The sequence below is a fragment of the Bradyrhizobium sp. AUGA SZCCT0105 genome, assembly GCF_018129565.1.
Lineage (GTDB): Bacteria > Pseudomonadota > Alphaproteobacteria > Rhizobiales > Xanthobacteraceae > Bradyrhizobium.
Map to the genome: position 1 here is coordinate 515,190 of NZ_JAFCMK010000006.1, position 21,056 is coordinate 536,245.

Consider the following 21,056-nt stretch of genomic DNA (forward strand, 5'->3'; position numbering starts at 1 on the left):
TCACCATGTCCACAACCCCGATCGTCAACATTTCCACGCTCAACAAATGGTACGGCGACTTCCACGTGTTGCGCGACATCAACCTTGAGGTCGGCAAGGGTGAGCGCATCGTGATCTGCGGCCCGTCCGGCTCGGGCAAGTCGACCCTGATCCGCTGCATCAACGCGTTGGAGGAATTCCAGGAGGGCGAGATCGTGGTCGACGGCATCGAGCTCGGCCCGAACCTGCGCCGGGTCGACGAGGTGCGGCGCGAGGTCGGCATGGTGTTCCAGAGCTTCAACCTGTTCCCGCATCTCACTGTGCTCGACAATTGCACGCTGGCGCCGATCTGGGTGCGCAACATCCCGAAGAAGGATGCCGAGGCGGCCGCGATGAAGTTCCTCGAGCGGGTCAAGATCCCGCATCAGGCCAATAAGTTTCCCGGCCAGATGTCGGGCGGTCAGCAGCAGCGCGTCGCGATCGCCCGCGCACTGACCATGAACCCGAAGGTGATGCTGTTCGACGAGCCGACCTCGGCGCTCGACCCGGAAATGGTCAAGGAGGTGCTCGACACCATGGTCGATCTCGCGAGGGAAGGCATGACCATGCTGGTCGTGACCCACGAGATGGGCTTTGCCCGCGAGGTCGCCAACCGCGTCGTGTTCATGGACGCCGGCCAGATCATCGAGTCGAACACGCCGCAGGAATTCTTCGCCAACCCGCAGCATGCGCGGTCGAAGCTGTTCCTGAGCCAGATATTGCGGTGATTTCCGCTGTCATTGCGAGCGGAGCGAAGCAATCCAATCATCCGCATCGGAAGCATGGATTGCTTCGTCGCAATAGCTCCTCGCAATGACGTCTGCGGGGACGTCGTTCGTCAGACGAACGGCAGCTCGATCTTGCTCCGCTTTTCCAGCCATTCCGGGACCGGCAGGTTCTTCGAACGCATGAAGGCCGGGTTGAACAGCTTGGACTGATAGCGGTTGCCGGAGTCGCAGAGAATGGTGACGATGGTCTTGCCGGGGCCGAGCTGCTTGGCGAGCTGGATCGCGCCTGCGATGTTGACGCCGGTCGAACCGCCGAGGCACAGGCCTTCGTGCTCCAGCAGCTCGTAGATGATGGTTACGGCTTCCTCGTCGGAGACCAGGAACGCGTCGTCGACGTTCGCGGTCTCGATCACCGGCGTCTTGCGTCCGAGCCCGATGCCTTCGGTGATCGAGTCGCCCGGCGTCGACTTGACCTGGCCGTTCTTGAACAGCTCGTACATCGCGAAGCCGTGCGGATCGGCACAAGCGGTGACGATGTCCTTGTTCCTTTCCTTCAAATAGCGGCTGATACCGGCGAGCGTGCCGCCGGTGCCGACCGAGCAGATGAAGCCATCCACCTTGCCGTTGGTCTGCTGCCAGATCTCCGGTCCGGTCGAATCGTAGTGCGCCTTGGGATTGTCGAGGTTGTTCCACTGGTCGGCGAACAGCACGCCGTTCGGTTCGGTCTTGCGCAGCTGCTCGGCGAGACGCCTGCCGAGATGCTGATAGTTGTTCGGATTGGAGTAGGGCAGCGCCGGCGCCTCGACGAGCTCGGCCCCGCACAGCCGCAGCATGTCCTTCTTTTCCTGGCTCTGGGTCTCCGGAATGACGATCAGGGTGCGGTAGCCTCGCGCGCTGGCCACGACCGCAAGTCCGATGCCGGTATTGCCCGCGGTCGATTCGACCACGAGCCCGCCGGGCTTCAGATCGCCGCGCTTTTCGGCCTCCAGGATCATCCCCTTGCCGGCGCGATCCTTCACCGACTGGCCGGGATTCATGAATTCGGCCTTGCCGAGAATGGTGCAGCCGGTCAGTTCGGATGCGCGTTTCAGCTTGATGAGGGGGGTGTTGCCGATCGCTTCAATGACGTCTTTGTTGAATGCCATGTCGGGGTAATCTTTTGCCGGTCCGTGTTTTGCTCTGGCCGGAAACTAGTGTGCCGATGGCAAAAGGGGAAGGCTTTTGCAGTGCGGCGAATTTCGCGTGGCGGTCTGCGTTAACCAGTTGGCCGTGCGGGGGATGACACAGCCGGAAAGATCGTTTTGAAAATGCGCTGCGATCCGGCCAAATCTTGCTGCAAATCGGCGCGCTGCGTCAGATTCGCGCGACACGGTTCGTTCAAGACGGTCGCTCGATCTTGTACAGCCCCACATTGAGAGCGCCGATTTCAAAGCCGAGCCTGCAATAGGCCAGATAATACTCCCACATCCGCTTGAAGCGGATATCGAAGCCGAGGGCTTCGATCGATGGCCACGCGTCGACGAACCGGTCGCGCCAATCGGCCAGCGTGCGTGCATAGCTGGCGGCGAAGAACTCGGTCGAAACCAGCCGAAGTCCGGAATTGTCGACCAGTCGTTCGACGATCTCGACGGTCGGCAACATTCCGCCCGGAAATACGTATCGCTGGATGAATTCCGGCCGCCTGCGATAGCTCTCGAAGCGACCTTGGTCGATCGTGATCACCTGCAGCACCGCGATGCCGCCGATATCGAGCCGTTGCCGCAGATTGTCGAAAAACAACGGCCAGTACGCCTCGCCGACTGCCTCCAGCATCTCGATCGAGACGACGCGATCATAGGTGCCCTTGGTGTCGCGATAGTCCTCGAGCCGCAGATTTGCCCGGTCGGCGGTACCCTGCTCGGCGAGTTGCTCGCATGCGTAGCCAAGCTGTTCAGTCGACAGTGTCAGGCCGGTGACGTGACAGACATTCCGTTCGACAAGACGCTGTGCCAGCGCGCCCCAGCCGCAGCCGATCTCGAGAACCTTCTCGCCGCCGTTGAGATCGAGCAGTTCGGTCACCCGATCGAGCTTGTTCTGCTGCGCCTGCGCGAGCGTCTGGTGTGGCGAGGTGTAGATCGCCGACGAATAGGTCATGCTCGGATCGAGCCAGAGGCGGTAGAAATCATTGCCGAGATCGTAATGGGCGCGAATGTTGCGCCGGCTGCCGCGCCTGGTATTGCGATTGAGCAGGGCGTGACGAAGCCAGTTGAGAGGCTGCGGCGGCCTCAGCCGCTCGAACGAGGGGGCGCGTGCCGAACGCGGTGCAGCCGCGCTGAGGAACGAGTAGATGTCGGGCGTCGACCATTCACCGGCAAGGAAGCCCTCAGCAAAACCCAGGTCACCGCCGATCAGCAGCCGCAGCAGGCATTTCCAACTATGGATCCTGATATGCGCCTGCTCTTCGCCGCGCATCCCGGAAATCACGACGCCGCGCCCACTCGGCGTCTGGAGCAGGATTTCGCCGCAGTCGATACGGCGGAACAGCCGCCGCAGCAGCGTCCCGACAGTCGCCCGCAGCACCGGCGGCCATTCGACGGGATGCGGGCAGGCGACGGTCTGCGGGTGCTCAGAGTGCATGCGAGTCAATCCGATGCTGGGGCGATGGGGGCACGGTCGTGATCGTGGAAGGGGAGCGTTGCGGGCGCCCGCGTAACCGCAAGCCCTTCAACCAGAGCCGCAACGCTTCCCAATGAATCGCAAGGATCACCTTGATCGTGACCAGCGGAATGGCGATGAAGTTGTGCAACAGCGCTTGATCGCTGAGCTCGTGGCGTGTCGCGGTCAGGCAGGCGCCGAGCACCGTTTCTCCACCCGCACTTGCGCTGATACCGAGCGCAAAATGCTCGTCCGGTTGGTTCAGCCGGAAGTGATAGGACATGTCCATGTTCAGGAAGGGAGACACGTAGAAGGCCTTGTCGCAGTCATGCCGGATGGTGCCAGTATCGGCCGCGACCGAGGCCACATAGGCGTGGCGTTCGCCGAACGTGTTGTGAACCTGATAGATGACCGCGGCGAGCTGTCCGTCGTGTCGGTGGCAGAAATAGATGCTGAGCGGATTGAAGTTGTAGCCGAGGGTTCTAGGCATGCAGAAGAGCCGGATCGGCCCTCCGGCGATGTCGATCCCTGCCTGCATCAGGCAACGTTCGGCCTGCAGGCGCAGTGGCGTCGCGCTACCGTCGCCGTGATCGGCATCGTGAAGTGCAAACAGGTTGAATCTGTTGCGGGAGAACAGCCGCAAACGGGAAGCGAGTAGGGTCATTTCGTCGAGATCGAGCAGCAGCCAGAACGCACGATAGCTGAAGCGATGCGTGGTGGGCCGCAGCCGCCGATGCATGACGCTGCCGCGATAGAGGCAGGAGCTGAGCGTCATGGTTGCAGCTCCGGTTCGGGCAACGACCTCGCGCTTGCGGCGAGCGCGATGCGTCCGGATTCGTCTGATACGGTCCACGGCCGCCGCGCGCCTCCAAGCTGTTCGGCGACCGCAAGCCCGGATTGCAGCCCGTCTTCGTGGAAGCCGGCGCCAAAATGCGCGCCGCAGAACCATGTGTTTTTCTGGCCTTGCAGCGACCATAGCCGGCGCTGTGCGACGATCGCGGCGGCATCGAAGATCGGATGCTCGTACACCTCCGTGTGATGCAGCGTTTCGCTGTGTGGCGGATGCGCTGGATTGAGCGTGACGAAGAGCGGCAAATGCTGGGGAATGCCCTGGAGCCGGTTCATCCAATAGGTGACGCCGACCGGCGCGGCGGCCTTGTCGCGCGAGCCGACATAATTCCAGCTCGACCAGGCCGGTCGGCGCCGCGGCATGAATCTGGGATCGGAGTGGAGCACGGCCAGGTTGCGGCTATAGCGGAACGCGCCGAGCAGTTCGGCTTCATCGGGCGTCGGATCGTCGATCGTCGACAATGCCTGATTTGCGTGCGTTGCCAGCACGACGTGATCGTACGGCTGTGTTTCACCGTGGACATCCGTGACCATGACGCGGCCGGACGATCGGCGTATCCGGACCACGCCGCAGTCGAGCCTGATCCGGTCCGCGAACGGCTGGACCAGCCGCTGCACATAGACCTGACTGCCACCGATCACGGTTTCCCATGGCGGCCGCCGCGTCAATTGGAGCAGCCCGTGATTGTGGTGGAAGCGAATGAATGTCGCCGCGGGAAAGGCGAGAATTTCATCCGGGGGTGCCGACCAGATAGCGCTTGCCATCGGTAGCAGGTGGTCGTCGCGGAACGCTGAGCTATAACCACCTTGCGCGAGATAATCGCCGAGGCTGATCGTCTCGTCGTTCAGCCGTGCCGCGTCGCGTGTCGCGCGATCGTAGAACCGGACGACGTCGCGCAGCATCGACCAGAAGCGCAGGCGCAGGAGGTTGCCGGGCTGCACCAGCAGACCCGCGAGGCCGGTCCCGGAATATTCCAGATTGCCGCGGTCGAGCGAAACCGACAGCGACATCTCCGACGCTTGCGTGGCGACGTCGAGATGCCGGAACAGCGCAGAGAGATTAGGGTAGGTACTCCGGTTGAACACGATGAAGCCGGTATCCACGGCAACGCGCTCGTGACCGATGGACGCTATCACGGTGTTGGAATGCCCGCCGATCCGATCGGACTTCTCGTAGACCGTCACGTCGTGCCGCTGGCTGAGCAGCCAGGCGGCCGAGAGGCCGGAAATGCCGGTTCCGACTACGGCTATGTTCAATCGGCCGTCGCTGCTCAACTACGATCCCTCAGTGGCACGATGCGCCGGCCGATTGTGCGGTCGGCGTCATGGAACGAAACGACGGATATTGCGGGTTGGATCACCGGCAGTGATCCAACCGCGGCCGGGTGGCGTTGCTGATGCATGCAAGCCGCCGCTCGACATGTTTCCGGGGTCATCGGTCTGGTCAGGCCCGGCGCGATCCGGTACTGCGGTCGCAGAGCCGTCAGTGATAGGGAGTGCCCGCGCGGCATGCTGAGTGAAACTCCCGACAATGAGACGTCGGACGCCGCCAGATGGGCCCGGCTGATCGAAGCCGTTGCTGTCCGCAGGGATCGCGAGGCCTTCGCGGCGTTGTTTCGGGATTTTGCGCCGCGCATCAAGACGTTCATGCAGCGCTCCGGTGCGGGCGAGCAGCTTGCCGACGAACTGGCGCAGGAGGCCTTGTTCGCCGTGTGGTCGAAGGCCAGCCTGTTCGATCCCGGCAGCGCCGGTGCCGCAGCCTGGATCTTTACGATTGCGCGAAACTTGCGCATCGACGCGCTCCGTCGTCAGAAACGAACCCCAATGAGCGATACGTCCGAGACGGAACTCGAGTTTCAGCGCGATGAGGGGCCGTTGCCCGACGCCGGGGTGGCGGCGTCTGAAATCGAGGCGCGGGTCCGCGATGCGCTGTCTGTGCTGCCGGAAGAGCAGATGCGGGTCATCGAGCTATCTTTCTTTCACGAAACCGCCCATGCGGAGATCGCAAGGGCGCTCGATATCCCGCTCGGCACCGTCAAATCGCGCTTGCGGCTGGCGATGGCCCGGCTGCGCAGCTTGCTGGATGATTTCTCATGACCGTGCATCATCATCCCCCGGACGAGCTGTTGGCGATGTTCGCAGCCGGCACGGCCGACCTTGGCCAGCAAATTGGCATTGCCACCCATCTGGTCGGCTGTGCGAAGTGCCGTGCGGTGGTGCGCGCGATGGAGCATGTCGGCGGCGCGATGCTGACTGGATTGCCGCCGACCGCGATGTCGGACGGAGCGCTCGAGGCGATGGAGCGCAGGCTGGCCGAGACGTCGCTGACCTCCATCCCGGAGCGGCGCCGGGGGCAGGCATTTCGCGACGTACCGGGTTTGCCGGACTTTCTGGACAGCTATCCCGATAGTCCGTGGAGATGGATCGCACCGAAGGTGCATTTGCGGCCGATCCGGTTGCCCGAGCCGAGCGCGACACGCGTCTTTCTCCTGAAATCCAGCCCGGGAACGAGGATGATCGAACATACCCACACCGGGTTTGAAATGACCTGCGTGCTGTCAGGAAGCTTCGTCCACGCCGGCGGCCATTTCGGGCCAGGAGATTTCGACTTTGGTGACGGGTCGGTGGATCATGACGTCAGGATCAACTCGACCGAAGACTGCATCTGCCTGGTCGCGATGCAGGGAGATTTGAAGCTCAACGGAATGATCGGCCGTTTGCTGCAGCCGTTGATCCGCATGTGACGGTCGCCGTGGGAGATGCTCCGTGAGCCTGCTCCAGCTGATATCTCAACTCGCTGTCATGGCCCTTGCGCTGTCCACGGTCATGGCGGCCGCCTGGCAGATCCAGCGACGGACCGGAGCCACCGGATGGATCGATGTCTGCTGGACATTCGGCGCCGGCTTGGTTGCTTGCATAGCCAGCCTCGTACCCGTCCCGGAAGGGGGCGTGCCGACCGCGCGGCAGATCATGGTCATGCTGCTGGTCGCGATCTGGTCGCTGCGGCTCGGAAGTCATCTTCTGTCGCGGACCTGGAAAGCCGGCGATGATCCGCGCTATCGCGACCTGATCGATCAATGGGGCGACACGGCCGACAGGCGGATGTTCCTGCAGCTCCAGGCCCAGGCGGCGGTTGGGCTCATCCTGACGATCTCCGTTGCGCTCGCGGCGCATAACCCGCGACCCGCACTTGGACTTGCGGACTTGTTCGGCGCGGTGCTGCTGCTGACTGGCCTGATCGGGGAGGCCTTGTCCGACGCGCAGCTCAGTAAATTCCGCTCGAATCGCGCCAATCGACATCGGATTTGCGAGGCGGGATTATGGAAGTGGTCGCGCCATCCGAACTATTTCTTCGAGTGGCTTTGCTGGCTGGCGTATCCGTTGATCGCGATCGACGCATCGTATCCGCTCGGCTGGATCACGCTGCTGGCGCCGGCCTGCATGTATTGGGTTCTGGTCCATGTGTCCGGCGTGCCGCCGCTCGAACAGCACATGCTGCGCTCGCGCGGCCAGCAATTTCGTGACGTACAGGCGCGAACCCGGCCGTTCTTTCCATTTCCGAAGCCGACTTCAGGCAGCTAGCCTTGCAGTAATGAGGCAGGCCGCCGTGGCCGACATGGCGCCAAGCAGCGTTCCCCAGGTCATATCGAGCAGTGTGAGCTGGAAGGTCCAGTTCCGCACGGTCGCCTGGTTGGTCAAATCATACGTCATGTAACTGAAGAAGCCGAAGAGCGCGCCGCTGAGCGCTGCCTGGGCCAGGCTTTCGGACCTTATGGCCGGGAGCACCGCGAACACCACGAGCCCGATCGGGTAGATCAGATAGAAGGCGATTGCCGGAGGCAGGTTGACCTCCGTCGACAATATGTCGCCGAGTGTCGGGCGATACAATCGGGTCGCCATCGTCCCAAGCCAGGCCATGTCGCAGAGCAAGAAGACGATCAGTGTCGACAGGTAGGCGTAGAGGTAGGTCATGTCGGGGCCCGAAGGTTGAACGCCACTGTCGCAAGGCGCAGCTCTCAATGGGGTAACGACAGATCGAGGCGTCTGGATCATCCCGGCGCCGGTTGGGGACGGCAAGCTGCGGATTCGGAGCAACAGGGCCGAGAAATCCCCATGAAATCTTCGTAAGAAAGATGACTTCCGGCACCGGTCTGAAGCGCGCGGAAATGCCGTAAAAATAGGGAAAAGTCGGCATTCCGGGTAGCCACGAATCGCTTGCGATGCGACGTCGCACAATCGTGACAGGGCTGTCCGCCCTATCGTCCCAAGGGTAGGATGGGACAGCCAGGTTCCATTGGAAGCATTACCCCGTGCACGTCACCCAGACCATTGCTGACTGCGTCATTCGTCCGCCACGGGCGAAGTCTGGCTTTGGCGGAGAATGGGTGTGACCCAGCCCGCGTCCGTGATGGCGCCTGGAGGCCGGTTCGGCCTCGCCGTCCGCATGCGACGGCTGGCGGGACGATCGCTTGTCGCGCTCGGCCTGGTCGTGGGCTCAGCCGGCTGCATCCTGACCCAGGACATCCCCGATCCCGCGCTCGACGTGCCGCAGGGCTACAAGGCCGCGCGTCTGGGCCGGCCGGGCGACGCGCTTCCGACGCTCGCCTGGTGGCGAGGCTTCCGCTCCAGGGAGCTGACGCAGCTGATGGAGGAGGCGCAGACCGTCAACCTCGACATCGCTGCGGCTGTGGCGCGCTTCCGGCAGGCCGACGCGCTGGCGCGGCAGGCGGGCGCGGCGCTGCTGCCGACCGTCAATCTCAACGGGTCTGAAACCTATTCACGCACCTCCGGCTCCAGCGCCAGCGGCCTGACCAATGGCGGGCGCGAGGTGGTGAACTACAGCGCCTCGCTGAGCGCGAGCTACCAGCTCGACTTCTGGGGCCAGAATCGCGACGCCGCGCAGGCGGCGGAGGAGACCGCCGTCGCCAACCGGTTCGACCGCGAGGTGGTGGCGCTGACCACGCTGGCGAGCGTCGCTAACACCTATTTCACGGTGCTCGCCGCCCAGGACCGGCTGCGCACCGCACAGCGCAATATCGCCAGCGCCGAGCGTATCCTCAATGCGATCCGGGAACGCTTCAAGGCCGGCACCGGCTCCGATCTCGACGTCGCGCAGCAGGAGAGCGTGCTGGCCAACCAGCGCGCGCTGGTGCCGCCGCTGCGGCAGACGCTCGACCAGAACATCAACGCGCTCGCGGTGCTGGTGTCGCGGCCGCCGGAGAGCGTGCGCCTCGCCGGCGGCTCGCTCAATTCAGTCGCGATTCCGCGCGTCACGCCGGGCCTGCCCTCCGAATTGCTCACCCAGCGTCCCGATATCCGCAGGCAGGAGGCGCAGCTCGCATCCGCCACCGCCAATGTCGGCAGCGCGCGGGCACAGTTCTTCCCGAGCATCCAGCTGACCGGGACGGGCGGCTACCAGAGCCAGGCGCTGGTCTCGCTGTTCCAGCCGCATGCGGCCTTCTTCAACCTGGTTGGCGGCATGACCCAGCCGATCTTCGATGGCGGCCGGATCCTCGGCAATTTCGAGAACGCGAAGGCGCGGCAGGATGAGCTGCTGCAGACCTATCGCAAGACGGTCGTGCAATCGTTCACCGATGTCGACAACGCGCTGGTCGCGATCCGCGAGACCACGCGGCGGCTGCAGCTGCAGCGCGACGTGCTGTCGTCGTCGCGGCGCGCCTTCGACCTGGCCGAGCAGCAGCTCAAGGCCGGCACCGCCGATATCGTAACTGTGCTAAACACGCAGCTGACCCTGTTCCAGGCGGAAGACGCTTATTCCCAGGCCCAGCTGGCCCGGCTATTGGCGATCGTGAGCCTGTACCAGGCCTTGGGGGGCGGCTGGGAACCGAAGATGGAAAGACCGGTCGATGCTCTTTAAGCCCGACTCGAGGGACGACGAGAAAAGCTCAGCCCCACGCAAGCGGAGCCTGGTCTCGCGCGTGCTTGGGCGCATGGTGTCGCTGCTCATCACGCTCGTGATCCTCGGCGGGCTCGGCTATCTCGGCTGGCTTGCTTTCCAGCCCAAGCAAAATGGAGGCGGCGGGCGCGGCGCGGGCGCGCGGCCCGATCTGCCGGTGCCGGTGCTCGCGGCCACGCCGCAGGTACGGGACGTGCCGGTCTATCTCGATGGCGTTGGCTCGGTGAAGGCGCTCAACACCGTCACGGTACGCTCGCAGGTCGACGGCAAGCTGCTCAAGGTGAACTTCGTCGAGGGCCAGGACGTCAAGAAGGACGACGTGCTCGGCGAGATCGATTCTGCGATCTATCAGGCGCAGTACGACCAGGCCGTCGCCAAGAAGGCGCAGGACGTCGCGCTGCTCACCAACCAGAAGCTCGACCTTACCCGCTATGAGCAGCTGGCCGCCAGCAATGCCGGCTCCAAGCAGCAGGCTGACACGCAGCGTGCGCTGGTGGCGCAGCAGGAGGCGCTGATCAAGGCCGACCAGGCCGCGATCGACAATACGGGCGCGACCCTGAGCTACACCAAGATCGTCGCGCCGATCTCCGGCCGCGCCGGCCTGCGCCAGGTCGACCAGGGCAACATCATCCACGCCTCCGACACCACCGGGCTCGTAATCCTGACCCAGCTGCAGCCGATCGCGGTGTGGTTCAGCCTGCCGCAGCAGCAGATCATGCGGGTCAACGCCGCGGCCGCAAAGGGCCAGCTTGCGGTCGACGTGTTCGGTAATGACGGCGTCACCGTCGTCGATACCGGCAAGCTGACCGGCATCGACAACCAGGTCGATCCGACCACCGGCACATTGAAGCTGAAGGCCGAACTGCCGAATGCCAGCTACCAGCTCTGGCCGGGGCAGTTCGTCAATGTGCGGCTCAAGGTCGAGACCCTGCCGCAGGCGATCGTGGTGCCGACCTCGGTGGTGCAGCGCGGTCCCGCCGGCACGTTCAGTTACGTCATCGGCGAGGACAGCACTGTCACAGCCAAGCCGGTCACGGTCACGCAGCAGAACGAGCATGAAGCCGTCATCGCCACCGGCCTGACCACGTCGGACCGCGTCGTGACGACGGGCTTTGCCAATCTCGCTGAAGGCTCCAAGGTCGTGGTCGGCAAGGACGACGGGCCGCCGGCCGCCGATCTTGCGCCGCGCAAGCGCGGCCGTACTCCGGACGGCAAGCGCGGGGCGCAAGGCGAGGGCCAGAGCAAGGATCAGGGCAAGGACGCCAAGCAGGACGGGCAGGGCGGCGAGCATCGCGGCCGGCGCGACCACAGCGAGGGCGATCAGAAGGGGCAGACCGGACCGGCGCCCGCGCCGGCTGCAGGGGGCGAACAGTCGGGCGGCGCGCCGAAGGCGCAGCCATGACCGACATCCCGACCTCGTAATGTCCGACCTAACAGCGAGCACGCAACCATGAGCGTCTCCGAACCGTTCATCCGCCGGCCGATCGCCACCTCGCTGCTCGGCATCGCCCTGATGATCGGCGGCGCGCTGGGCTATTGGGCATTGCCGGTCTCGGCGCTGCCGCAGGTCGACTTCCCGACCGTACAGGTGACGACGCAACTGCCGGGCGCGAGCCCCGACGTGGTGGCCTCGCTGATCACGGCGCCGCTGGAGCGGCAGCTCGGGCAGATTCCGTCGCTGTCGTCGATGAACTCGACCAGCTCGTTCGGCGTCAGCCAGATCTCGCTACAGTTCGACCTCAACCGCGATATCGACGGCGCCACCCAAGACGTCCAGGCCGCGATCAACGCCGCCGCCGGCATTCTGCCGAAGACGCTGCCGTACCCGCCGGTCTACGCCAAGGTGAACCCGGCGGACGCGCCTGTCATGACCCTGGCGCTGACCTCGGACACGATCTCGCTGCGGGCGATGAGCGATCTTGCCGATACCATCCTCGGACAACGGCTGAGCCAGATTTCCGGCGTCGGCCGGGTCTCGATCCTCGGCGGATTGAAGCCCGCGGTGCGCGTGCAGGCCGACCTGGCGCGGCTTGCGGCCTATGGCATCGCGATGGAGGATCTGCGCAACGCGATCGCCGGCGCCAACGTGTCGGGGCCGAAGGGCTCGCTTGACGGTGCCCAGCAGTCCTACACCATCGCCGCCAACGACCAGATCGCCGCCGCCGCCGCCTACCGGCCGATCATCATCGCCTATCGCAACGGCTCGCCGGTCACGATCGGCGACGTCGCGCAGATCGTCGACGGGCTCGAGAACGATCGCACCGGCGGCTGGTACCAGGGCACGCCGGCTGTCATCATCGATATCCAGCGCCAGCCCGGCGCCAACGTCATCGACGTCGTCAAGCAGATCCGCGGCGAAATCCCGCGGCTGCAGCGGGCCGTTCCGGCCGGCGTCAGGCTGACCATCGTCTCCGACCGTACCGTCACGATACGTGCTTCGGTCCACGACGTGCAGTTCACGCTGATCCTGAGCGTGGTGCTGGTAACGCTGGTGGTGCTGTTGTTCCTGCGGTCGCTGCGCGCGACCCTGATCGCCGGTGTCGCGCTGCCGCTGTCGCTGATCACGAGCTTCGGCGTCATGTATTTCGCCGGCTTCAGCCTCGACAATCTGTCGCTGATGGCGCTGACCATCGGAACCGGTTTCGTGGTCGACGACGCCATCGTGATGATCGAGAACATCGTCCGCCACATGGAAGGCGGCGAGACGGTGATGGAGGCCTCGCTGAAGGGCGCCAGCGAGATCGGCTTCACCGTGATCTCGCTGACGGTGTCGCTGATCGCGGTGTTCATCCCGCTGTTGTTCATGTCCGGCCTGGTCGGCCGCATGTTCCGCGAATTCGCGCTGACCCTGACGATCGCGGTCGTGACTTCGGCGATCGTCTCGCTGACGCTGACGCCGATGATGTGCTCGCGGCTGCTCAAGAACATCCACGAGGAGATGGCGGTCCCGGGCCTTGCCGCGGTCAGCCGCTTCATCGACCGCATGGTGGAGTTCTACCATCGCACGCTGCTCTGGGTGCTGCAGCGCCAGCGCGCAACGCTGCTGGTGACATTCGCGACCATCGCGCTGACGCTCATCATGTATGTGCTGGCGCCGAAGGGCTTCCTGCCGCTGCAGGACACGTCCTCGATCACGGCGGTGACCGAGGCCGGCCCCGACGTCTCGTTCGCCGAGATGCAGCGGCGCCAGAGCGCGGTCGCCGACCTCATCAAGGCCGACTCCGACGTGGTCGGCGTGGTCTCGGTGATCGGTGCGGGCTCGGTCAATCCGACCACCAATGTCGGCCGCCTGGTGATGACGCTGAAGCCGCTCGACCAGCGGCGTGACGGCGTCGTCAAGGTGATCGAGCGGCTGAAGCAGAAGATCGCGACGGTCCCCGGCATGACCGTCTACTTCCAACCGGTGCAGGACGTGCAGATCTCGACCCAGTCGAGCCGCTCGCAATACCAGTACACGCTGACTGCGACCGATGCCGCCGAGGTCTCGCAGTGGTCGCAGAAGCTCGTCGCCGAGATGCGGCGCGACCCGATCTTCCGCGATGTCTCGTCGGAGGCGCAGGATGGCGGCCTGCGCGCGGCGCTCGACATCAACCGCCAGCGCGCCGGCCAGCTCGGCGTCAGTCTACAGGGCGTCACCGACACGTTGAACGACGCCTTCGCGCAGCGGCAGATCTCGACGATCTACGGCCAGGCCAACCAGTACCGCGTGGTGCTCGAGGCGTTGCCGATGTATCAGCGCGATCCCTCGATCCTCGACAAGCTCTATCTGCCCGGCGCCAACGGCGCGCAGGTGCCGCTGTCGGCGGTCGCGACGCTGGTCCGCACCACGGCGCCGCTTGCGATCTCGCACCAGGCGCAATTCCCGTCGGTCTCGCTCAGCTTCAACCTGGCGCCCGGCGAGGCGCTCGGCGACGCCGTCGAGGCGGTGAAGGCGATCGAGACCCGGATCGGCATGCCCGGCAGCATCGTCGGTATCTATTCCGGCGACGCCGCCGAATTCGCGCGCTCGCTGGCCGGACAGCCCTGGCTGATCCTGGCGGCGATCATCACGATCTACATCGTGCTCGGCGTGCTCTACGAGAGCTACATCCACCCGATCACGATCCTCTCGACGCTACCCTCGGCCGGCGTCGGCGCCATCCTGGCCTTGATGCTGTGCGGGCAGGACCTCTCGGTGATCGGCCTGATCGGCATCATCCTCTTGATGGGCATCGTCAAGAAGAACGCGATCATGATGATCGACTTCGCGCTGGAGGCCGAGCGGCACCAGGGCATGTCGTCCTATGACGCCATCGTGCAGGCCTGCCTGTTGCGGTTCCGGCCGATCATGATGACGACGCTGGCGGCGCTGTTCGGCGCGCTGCCACTCGCGATCGAAAGCGGCACCGGCGCCGAGCTGCGTTTCCCGCTCGGCATCTCGATCATCGGCGGTCTGCTGCTGAGCCAGATGCTGACGCTCTACACCACACCGGTGATCTATCTCGCGCTCGACCGGCTCAACCGCCGGATCGAGCGGGCCGTGCCTGAGCCCGGTCCCAGCGGCCCGCCGATCGCGGGTGCCACCGAGGGCATGCAGTGATCTCGATCTCCGAGCCCTTCATCCGTCGGCCGGTGGGCACCACCTTGCTGGCGATCGGGCTGTTCCTGGTCGGGATCGTCGCCTACGAGTTTCTGCCGGTGTCGTCGGTCCCGAATGTCGACTTCCCGACCATTCGGGTGTCGGCGTCGCGGCCCGGCGCCGATCCCTCGGTGATGGCTGCGACTGTCGCCGCGCCGCTGGAGCGCAAGCTCGGCACCATTTCGGGCGTCGACCAGATCACCTCGACGAGTTCGCTCGGCACCACCAGCATCCAGGTGCAGTTCTCGATCGGCCGCAACATCGACCGCGCCGCGCGCGACGTGCAGGCCGCGATCAATGCCTCGCTCGCCGATCTGCCGAGCGACCTGCCGTCGCTGCCCAAGTTCCGCAAGGCCAATCCGGCCGCGGCACCCGTGTTCGTGCTGGCGTTGACCTCGAAGACGATCTCGACCAGCGCGATGTACGACGTCGCCGACACCGTGCTCGCGCAGCGCATCTCGCAGGTGCCGGGGGTCGGCGAGGTGACGGTCAGCGGCGCCGACCAACCGGCGGTGCGCATCGCGCTCAATCCGGTGTCGCTGGCCAATGCCGGGATCGCGACCGACGACGTCCGGCTCGCGATCATCAATGCCAATCCGCTCGGCCCCGTCGGCATCTTCAATGGCGACCGGCTGAGCGAGACGCTTTCGATCAACAAGCAGATGCGCACTGCGGCCGAGTTCCGCGACATCATCATCAAGAGTTCGAATGGCAATTTCGTCCGCCTCTCGGATGTCGCAGAGGTCGAGGATTCCGTCCGCAATTCGCGCTCGATCGCCTGGTTCAACAAGCAGCCGGCGGTGCTGATCCAGATCACCAAGCAGGGCGACGCCAACGTCATCGACACCGTCGACGGCGTTCGCAGGATGTTGCCGGAACTGAAGCAGTGGATCCCGGCCGGTGTCGAGATCTCGACCCTGGTCGATCGCACCGGAACGATCCGCGCCAGCGTCGAGGACATGCAGTTCACGCTGCTGGCGACCGCCGTGCTCGTGATGATCGTGGTGTTCGTATTCCTGCGCAGGATCGTACCGACGATCGCCGCCGGCGTCTCGGTGCCGCTGGCGCTGGCCGGCACCTGCGCCGGGATGTGGCTCGCCGGCTTCTCGATCGACAATCTGTCGCTGATGGCGCTCGCGATCTCCGTCGGCTTCGTGGTCGACGATGCAATCGTGATGATCGAGAACATGTACCGCAATCTCGAGCAGGGCATGGCGCCATATCCGGCCGCGGTCGAAGGCGCCAAGCAGATCGGCTTCACGGTGCTGTCGATCTCGCTGTCGCTGATCGCGGCCTTCACGCCGCTGATCTTCATGGACGGGATCGTCGGCCGCCTGCTGCGCGAGTTCTCGCTGACCCTGACGTTTGCCATCATCGTGTCGACCCTGGTGTCGGTGACGGTCACGCCGATGATCTGCGCGCACTACATCAAGGAGGCGACCTCGGATCGTGCCACCTGGTACGATCGCGTCATCGAGGGCACGCTGTCGCGCGTCGTGGCGTTCTATGCGTCGACCCTGCGGATCGTGCTCGGCTATCCCTTCCTGACCCTGGTGGTGTTCTTCGCCACCGTCGCGCTGACGGTGGTGCTGTACGTCAAGACGCCGAAGGCCTATTTCCCGACCGACGACAGCGGCTTCGTGATCGGGGCGACCCGCGCTTCCGCCGATATCTCGTTCCAATCGATGCTCGGTCTGCAGCAGCGGCTCGCCGACATCGTGATGGCCGACCCCGCGGTCGCCGGCATCGGTTCGTCGGTCGGCTCCGGCGGCGGCCCGGGCGGTGCCACCTCCAATCGCGGCACCATGTTCATCAGCCTGAAGCCGCCCGAGGAGCGGGGAGGTCTGTCGACCGCGCAGGTGATCGACCGGCTGCGCCGCAACCTGTTCATGGTGCCGGGCATCCGCCTGTTCATGTTCGCCGCCCAGGACATCCGCACCGGCGGCCGGCAGAGCGATTCCGACTACCAGTACACGCTCGCCTCGACCGATCTCGATCTGTTGCAGAAATGGGCGCCGCTCGTCGCCAAGCGCATGGAGACGGTGGAGGGCATCACCGATGTCTCCGCCGACCGCGACCCCGGCGGCCTGCAGCTCAACCTCGTGATCGACCGCAAGATCGCCTCCAGCCTCGGCGTCCGCGTGCAGGACATCGACAACGCGCTCAACAACGCGTTCTCGCAACGGCAGATCTCGTACATCTACACCCAGCGCAACCAGTACGTGGTGGTGCTCGAGATCGATCCGAAATTCCAGAGCGACCCGTCGAATCTCGAGCGGATCTATGTCGCCGGCGCCAACGACGTGCAGGTGCCGCTGTCGGCGCTCGTGCACTACCAGCGCGGACTGTCGGCGCTCGCGGTCTATCACTCCGGCGGCTTTCCCTCGACCACGGTGTCGTTCAACCTGCTGCCGGACGTGCCGCTCGAGGTCGCCACCACGAACATCCAGCAGGCGGTCGACGAGCTGCACATGCCCGAGGGCATTCGCGGCAGCTTCGACGGCAATGCCGGCGACTTCAACAAGACCAGCGGGCGGCAGCCGCTGCTGATCCTCGGCGCGCTGGTCGCGATGTATATCGTGCTCGGCGTGCTCTATGAGAGCCTGGCGCATCCGATCACGATCATCTCGACCTTGCCGTCGGCCGGGCTCGGCGCGTTGCTGGCGTTGCAGGTCACCAACACGCCGCTGACGGTGATCGCCTTCGTCGGCATCATCCTGTTGATCGGTATCGTCAAGAAGAACGGCATCATGATGGTCGACTTCGCGCTCGAGGCCGAGCGGCGTCAGGGCCTGTCGTCGCGGGATGCGATCTTCGAGGCCTGCCGGGCGCGCTTCCGCCCGATCCTGATGACGACCACGGCCGCGCTGTTCGCCGGCATTCCGCTGGTGATTGCGACCGGCCCGGGCACCGAGCTGCGGCGGCCGCTCGGCATCACCATCATCGGCGGCCTGTTCGTGTCGCAGATCCTGACGCTCTACACCACGCCGGTGATCTATCTCTTGATCGACCGGTTGCGCCGGCGCCCGGCGCCGTCAGGCGTGCACGCGCCGGCGGAATAGGTTGGATTGAACGGCTCGGCACGCGTATAGCGGAGCGATGTCCGAACCGACCGAAGCAAAGACCGAACTTGCCACCGAGATCCCGGAGTGTCCGCATTGCGGCAAGCCGATGCCGCTGTGTATCTGCGACAGCGTCACGCCGATCAAGAGCCGGATCCAGCTCCTGATCCTGCAGCACCCGCAGGAGCAGGACAGGGCGCTCGGCACGGCGCGGCTCACCGCGCGGCACTTTGAGAATGCGGTCGTCCGGATCGGGCTGTCCTGGCCGAGCCTCTCCAAGGCGCTCGGCCGACCGGTGGCCGATCCGTCGCGCTGGGCGGTGCTCTATCTCGGTTCGGCCAAGGTCGAGGATCTCGATACCGACGCCGAGATCGTCGCGATCAACCGCAAGGGCGAGCCGGAGCCGCACCAGCGCGCGGTCCTCTCCGACATCGAGGGCATCGTACTGCTCGACGGCACCTGGAGCCAGGCCAAGGCGCTGTGGTGGCGCAACGCCTGGATGCTGAAGTGCCAGCGGGTGATTCTCGGGCCGAAACGGCCCTCGCTGTACGGCAAGCTGCGCCGGGAACCGCGGCGCGACGGCCTGTCCACCATCGAGGCGGCCGCGATCCTGCTGGCAGGGCTGGAAAAGCGGCCGGATATCGCCACAACGTTAACTGATAGTTTCGAGCGGATGCTGGCGAGATTCCGGGAAGTGCAGGCCGAAATGCCGGAATTGGCGCCAAAACCGAAGAAGCGGGACTTCCGGAAGCGCCGACGTTAGCTGTCCGGCTTGGTTGCCTATCGCAAAGAGGGCGTATATGAAGTGCGCCGCAAGGGGCCACGTGGCGGAGTGGTTACGCAACGGTCTGCAAAACCGTGTACACCAGTTCAATTCTGGTCGTGGCCTCCACTCATCTCATCAATGGCTTGCAGCCGACAAATGAGAAGCCGCATTAGCTTGCGGCGTACCAGCCTTCAGGAAACGGAATCAGCGGCCACGGCGCCTGGTTGTCATTCGCCGCGCGCGGCGGCGGCTGAATGCGGGGCGAGGGTCGAGCCACGAAATCCTCCTGAGCAATAGGCGCGATCGCCGTTCGCACGGCGTCCAGCAGCAGATCAAATTCGACTTCGCTCATCGCGCTCTCCGAGGTTCGAGAGCGCCATGGTCGCAAAACTGTCTTCGGTCCTGATTGAGCGATTCGTTCGAATTTTATGAAATGAACGATGGCGCCCGCTTTGGTAAATAAATGTCTGACGACCCCTCGGGGAACCTAGGTCGGCAAGGCCGCACCTCGTGTGAGACAAATCACATCTAGCGAAAAACTCTTCCCGGACTTCCCGGCAATATTCATAGCCGTCAAATATCGCAGGAATTTTAGGGAGACGTGACAGTAGTGAAGGCCCGAACGGCGTAGATCGTCTACGCCCGCTGTCTATCGCATCAGTGCCGGGGAAATTCCCGACATCGGCGCGGTCGCGGTCATGCCAGTCCGGCGAGGTCTCCCGGCAGCATGGCCTTGAATTGCGTCAGCACCTGCCGGGCTTTCCGCGGCGGCAGCGTGATCGCGTGACGCACGGCGGCCGCGATCAGCGTCATCGTCAGTCCCGAGAAGGTGGCGAGGCTGGCGGCCGGTATGGTGGGCGCAACACGCCTGACCGCGTCGGACAACAGGCCGGAGAGCACGGCCATGTCGTCCGCATCGAGCTTTTGCAGGGCGCGGTCGGCCTGCGTCGCCTGCCAGATGTCGCGCATCACAGGCTGGCGTATGAACATCTCGTAGTAACTGTCGACGATCCGGCATAGCGCCGGGTGCAGGTCGCGCGCGGACGAGACCGCGGCCAGATCGCGCCTGACGCAATCGCGCCCGGTGGCATTATGCCGTTCCGCCAGCGTGCCGATGATCGCGGCCTTGTCGGGGAAATATTGATAGAGCGAGCCGAATGCGACGCCGCTGCGTTCGACGATGTCGCTCATGCGGAAGGCCTCGCTGCCTTTCTCCGCCATGATCTCGGTCGCGCAGGCGAGGATGCGCTCGAACCGCTCGCGGCTGCGCTGTTGCGTCGGAGCAAGCCGCGCCAGCCCGGGCAGGGGGGCTTCCGCCCCGGGCGCGGCCCCTGCGACTGCCTTTCGTCTCGCCATCTGTCTCCTCCGCAATGGGGGTTGACGTCTTAAATACGAGAGTTTATCGCATCTTACAAATGCGAGTACTTCTCGCTTTTGGAGGTAGAGCGATGCGCAATGTGCTGACCTCGGGCTTGCTGTGGTTTTCCGCGCTCGGCTGCGGCCTGCTTGCCGGGGTCTATTTCACGTTCTCGGCGTTTGTCATGACCGCGCTCGGCCGCATCGACCAGGCCGCCGGCGTCTCGGCGATGAACGCGATCAATGTCGACATCGTGCGCTCGCTGTTCATGCCGGTCTTCCTCGGCACTACGCTGTCTTGCGCCGGGCTCGTCGTGCTCGGCGGGTTGCGATGGCAGGAGCCGGGCGCGCTTGCGATGATCTGCGGCGGCGGCCTCTATGTCGTCGGGATGTTCGTCGTCACGGTCGTCTTCAACGTGCCGCTGAACGATCAGCTTGCGGCCACAGACCCCGCGAGCACCGCGGCCGCGCCGGTCTGGGCGCGCTACCTGACCGACTGGACCTTCTGGAACCACGCGCGGACCATCGCCTCGCTTGCGGCGACGGCGCTGCTGATTGCCGCCATCGCTGCGCGATAGAGCGCTTCCGAGCGAAGCTTCACATTTTGTGCACGATTTTTACTCGTGCCGCACGACCACCTCGTTCATCGCGGAATGAGGTCAGAGGCGGGGCGGGCCCGCGGAAGAATCAGCGGCGCGGCGAAATGGCCGCGCCCGGCGGTGTTTGACGGTGTTTCCTTGCGCCCGCGGCGCCGATAACGGCACAGCCGGGACAGGCCTGCATCGCCCTGGAACGCCGGCAAAGCCTTGCAACGCAGAGGTTTACCGTGCCCCGCTAAAGTTTCGCCGGAGGCCCATTTGGTTCTTTGCAAGGCCGAAAGGCTTTGTTATACGCTGCCCGCTCGCGAACGTTTTGTTCGCCTATTCCTCGGTAGCTCAGCGGTAGAGCATTCGACTGTTAATCGAATGGTCGCTGGTTCGAATCCAGCCCGGGGAGCCAGTTTTGGCCGCATCAAGACCCCTTCAACGCCCATCACAAGCCTGTGGTCCGCTACGGACAGACAAAAAACGTCGTCAAATCGACTCAATAACCGTCAACACTTCGTCCT

Annotated in this window: 17 protein-coding genes and 2 tRNA genes; 12 read left to right on the top strand and 7 right to left on the bottom strand. The window is 64.6% G+C overall.

Features of this window, described 5'->3' with window-relative positions:
* The first annotated feature begins 5 nt into the window (after positions 1–5).
* Positions 6–746: an amino acid ABC transporter ATP-binding protein gene (locus JQ573_RS28585; RefSeq protein ID WP_029083902.1), complete on the top strand. Its 741-nt coding sequence runs from the start codon at positions 6–8 to the stop codon at positions 744–746.
* 110 nt (positions 747–856) lie between these two features.
* Here JQ573_RS28585 and JQ573_RS28590 read toward each other — a convergent pair whose 3' ends face one another.
* The 4 genes from JQ573_RS28590 to JQ573_RS28605 all read right to left on the bottom strand — a co-directional run bounded on the left by JQ573_RS28590 (position 857) and on the right by JQ573_RS28605 (position 5,486).
* A complete protein-coding gene (locus JQ573_RS28590) occupies positions 857–1,891 on the bottom strand; it encodes a cysteine synthase A (RefSeq protein ID WP_212314543.1) in 1,035 nt (344 codons plus the stop codon).
* A gap of 232 nt (positions 1,892–2,123) precedes the next feature.
* Entirely contained in the window at positions 2,124–3,362 is a 1,239-nt protein-coding gene (locus JQ573_RS28595; RefSeq protein ID WP_212314542.1) for a cyclopropane-fatty-acyl-phospholipid synthase family protein, read from the bottom strand.
* On the bottom strand, positions 3,352–4,155 hold the full coding sequence (locus JQ573_RS28600; RefSeq protein WP_212314541.1) for a DUF1365 domain-containing protein: 804 nt from the start codon (positions 4,153–4,155) through the stop codon (positions 3,352–3,354). Before JQ573_RS28600 ends, JQ573_RS28595 begins: the two co-directional genes overlap by 11 nt.
* Positions 4,152–5,486 carry an NAD(P)/FAD-dependent oxidoreductase gene (locus tag JQ573_RS28605; protein WP_212314539.1) on the bottom strand — a complete coding sequence of 445 codons (1,335 nt, stop codon included), beginning with the start codon at positions 5,484–5,486 and terminating at the stop codon, positions 4,152–4,154. Before JQ573_RS28605 ends, JQ573_RS28600 begins: the two co-directional genes overlap by 4 nt.
* 144 nt (positions 5,487–5,630) lie before the next feature.
* On the opposite strand from JQ573_RS28605, the gene JQ573_RS28610 reads away from it, so the two are divergent.
* The 3 genes from JQ573_RS28610 to JQ573_RS28620 are packed head-to-tail and all read left to right on the top strand — an operon-like array spanning position 5,631 to position 7,811.
* The gene (locus JQ573_RS28610) at positions 5,631–6,326 is read left to right on the top strand and encodes a sigma-70 family RNA polymerase sigma factor (protein ID WP_249132414.1); all 696 of its coding nucleotides are present in this window, start codon (positions 5,631–5,633) and stop codon (positions 6,324–6,326) included.
* On the top strand, positions 6,323–6,973 hold the full coding sequence (locus JQ573_RS28615; protein WP_212314538.1) for a ChrR family anti-sigma-E factor: 651 nt from the start codon (positions 6,323–6,325) through the stop codon (positions 6,971–6,973). The genes JQ573_RS28610 and JQ573_RS28615 overlap by 4 nt, the downstream gene beginning before the upstream one ends.
* Before the next feature lie 22 nt (positions 6,974–6,995).
* The gene (locus JQ573_RS28620; protein WP_212314537.1) at positions 6,996–7,811 is read left to right on the top strand and encodes a DUF1295 domain-containing protein; all 816 of its coding nucleotides are present in this window, start codon (positions 6,996–6,998) and stop codon (positions 7,809–7,811) included.
* On the opposite strand, the gene JQ573_RS28625 is transcribed toward JQ573_RS28620, so the two are convergent.
* On the bottom strand, positions 7,800–8,201 hold the full coding sequence (locus JQ573_RS28625; protein ID WP_212314536.1) for a DUF2177 family protein: 402 nt from the start codon (positions 8,199–8,201) through the stop codon (positions 7,800–7,802). The two genes, JQ573_RS28620 and JQ573_RS28625, sit on opposite strands and share 12 nt — an antisense overlap.
* A gap of 409 nt (positions 8,202–8,610) precedes the next feature.
* Between JQ573_RS28625 and JQ573_RS28630 the strand changes: the two genes are divergently transcribed.
* The 6 genes from JQ573_RS28630 to JQ573_RS28655 all read left to right on the top strand — a co-directional run bounded on the left by JQ573_RS28630 (position 8,611) and on the right by JQ573_RS28655 (position 18,718).
* Entirely contained in the window at positions 8,611–10,107 is a 1,497-nt protein-coding gene (locus JQ573_RS28630; protein ID WP_212314535.1) for an efflux transporter outer membrane subunit, read from the top strand.
* Positions 10,097–11,548: an efflux RND transporter periplasmic adaptor subunit gene (locus tag JQ573_RS28635; RefSeq protein WP_212314534.1), complete on the top strand. Its 1,452-nt coding sequence runs from the start codon at positions 10,097–10,099 to the stop codon at positions 11,546–11,548. Before JQ573_RS28630 ends, JQ573_RS28635 begins: the two co-directional genes overlap by 11 nt.
* Positions 11,549–11,596: 48 nt before the next feature.
* The gene (locus tag JQ573_RS28640; protein ID WP_212314533.1) at positions 11,597–14,725 is read left to right on the top strand and encodes an efflux RND transporter permease subunit; all 3,129 of its coding nucleotides are present in this window, start codon (positions 11,597–11,599) and stop codon (positions 14,723–14,725) included.
* Positions 14,722–17,826 carry an efflux RND transporter permease subunit gene (locus JQ573_RS28645; RefSeq protein ID WP_212314531.1) on the top strand — a complete coding sequence of 1,035 codons (3,105 nt, stop codon included), beginning with the start codon at positions 14,722–14,724 and terminating at the stop codon, positions 17,824–17,826. The genes JQ573_RS28640 and JQ573_RS28645 overlap by 4 nt, the downstream gene beginning before the upstream one ends.
* Before the next feature lie 37 nt (positions 17,827–17,863).
* A complete protein-coding gene (locus tag JQ573_RS28650; RefSeq protein WP_212314527.1) occupies positions 17,864–18,589 on the top strand; it encodes a tRNA-uridine aminocarboxypropyltransferase in 726 nt (241 codons plus the stop codon).
* A gap of 55 nt (positions 18,590–18,644) precedes the next feature.
* A tRNA-Cys gene (locus JQ573_RS28655) sits at positions 18,645–18,718 on the top strand.
* 43 nt (positions 18,719–18,761) lie between these two features.
* On the opposite strand, the gene JQ573_RS28660 is transcribed toward JQ573_RS28655, so the two are convergent.
* Complete coding sequence (locus JQ573_RS28660; protein ID WP_092114503.1) at positions 18,762–18,944, bottom strand: hypothetical protein; 183 nt, start codon at positions 18,942–18,944, stop codon at positions 18,762–18,764.
* 344 nt (positions 18,945–19,288) lie between these two features.
* The gene (locus JQ573_RS28665; protein WP_212314526.1) at positions 19,289–19,948 is read right to left on the bottom strand and encodes a TetR family transcriptional regulator; all 660 of its coding nucleotides are present in this window, start codon (positions 19,946–19,948) and stop codon (positions 19,289–19,291) included.
* Between the two features lie 92 nt (positions 19,949–20,040).
* On the opposite strand from JQ573_RS28665, the gene JQ573_RS28670 reads away from it, so the two are divergent.
* Together JQ573_RS28670 and JQ573_RS28675 are read left to right on the top strand one after the other, a co-directional pair.
* The gene (locus JQ573_RS28670) at positions 20,041–20,526 is read left to right on the top strand and encodes a DUF1772 domain-containing protein (protein ID WP_212314525.1); all 486 of its coding nucleotides are present in this window, start codon (positions 20,041–20,043) and stop codon (positions 20,524–20,526) included.
* Between the two features lie 346 nt (positions 20,527–20,872).
* Positions 20,873–20,947, top strand: a tRNA-Asn gene (locus tag JQ573_RS28675).
* The last annotated feature ends 109 nt before the right edge of the window (positions 20,948–21,056 follow it).

What these genes read in the sequence shown, in the direction of transcription:
- JQ573_RS28585 (WP_029083902.1), top strand. Translation starts at nt 6, where the DNA reads ATGTCCACAACCCCGATCGTCAACATTTCCACGCTCAACAAATGGTAC.
- JQ573_RS28590 (WP_212314543.1), bottom strand. Translation starts at nt 1,891, where the DNA reads ATGGCATTCAACAAAGACGTCATTGAAGCGATCGGCAACACCCCCCTC.
- JQ573_RS28595 (WP_212314542.1), bottom strand. Translation starts at nt 3,362, where the DNA reads ATGCACTCTGAGCACCCGCAGACCGTCGCCTGCCCGCATCCCGTCGAA.
- JQ573_RS28600 (WP_212314541.1), bottom strand. Translation starts at nt 4,155, where the DNA reads ATGACGCTCAGCTCCTGCCTCTATCGCGGCAGCGTCATGCATCGGCGG.
- JQ573_RS28610 (WP_249132414.1), top strand. Translation starts at nt 5,631, where the DNA reads ATGCAAGCCGCCGCTCGACATGTTTCCGGGGTCATCGGTCTGGTCAGG.
- JQ573_RS28615 (WP_212314538.1), top strand. Translation starts at nt 6,323, where the DNA reads ATGACCGTGCATCATCATCCCCCGGACGAGCTGTTGGCGATGTTCGCA.
- JQ573_RS28625 (WP_212314536.1), bottom strand. Translation starts at nt 8,201, where the DNA reads ATGACCTACCTCTACGCCTACCTGTCGACACTGATCGTCTTCTTGCTC.
- JQ573_RS28630 (WP_212314535.1), top strand. Translation starts at nt 8,611, where the DNA reads ATGGGTGTGACCCAGCCCGCGTCCGTGATGGCGCCTGGAGGCCGGTTC.
- JQ573_RS28635 (WP_212314534.1), top strand. Translation starts at nt 10,097, where the DNA reads ATGCTCTTTAAGCCCGACTCGAGGGACGACGAGAAAAGCTCAGCCCCA.
- JQ573_RS28640 (WP_212314533.1), top strand. Translation starts at nt 11,597, where the DNA reads ATGAGCGTCTCCGAACCGTTCATCCGCCGGCCGATCGCCACCTCGCTG.
- JQ573_RS28650 (WP_212314527.1), top strand. Translation starts at nt 17,864, where the DNA reads ATGTCCGAACCGACCGAAGCAAAGACCGAACTTGCCACCGAGATCCCG.
- JQ573_RS28660 (WP_092114503.1), bottom strand. Translation starts at nt 18,944, where the DNA reads ATGAGCGAAGTCGAATTTGATCTGCTGCTGGACGCCGTGCGAACGGCG.
- JQ573_RS28665 (WP_212314526.1), bottom strand. Translation starts at nt 19,948, where the DNA reads ATGGCGAGACGAAAGGCAGTCGCAGGGGCCGCGCCCGGGGCGGAAGCC.
- JQ573_RS28670 (WP_212314525.1), top strand. Translation starts at nt 20,041, where the DNA reads ATGCGCAATGTGCTGACCTCGGGCTTGCTGTGGTTTTCCGCGCTCGGC.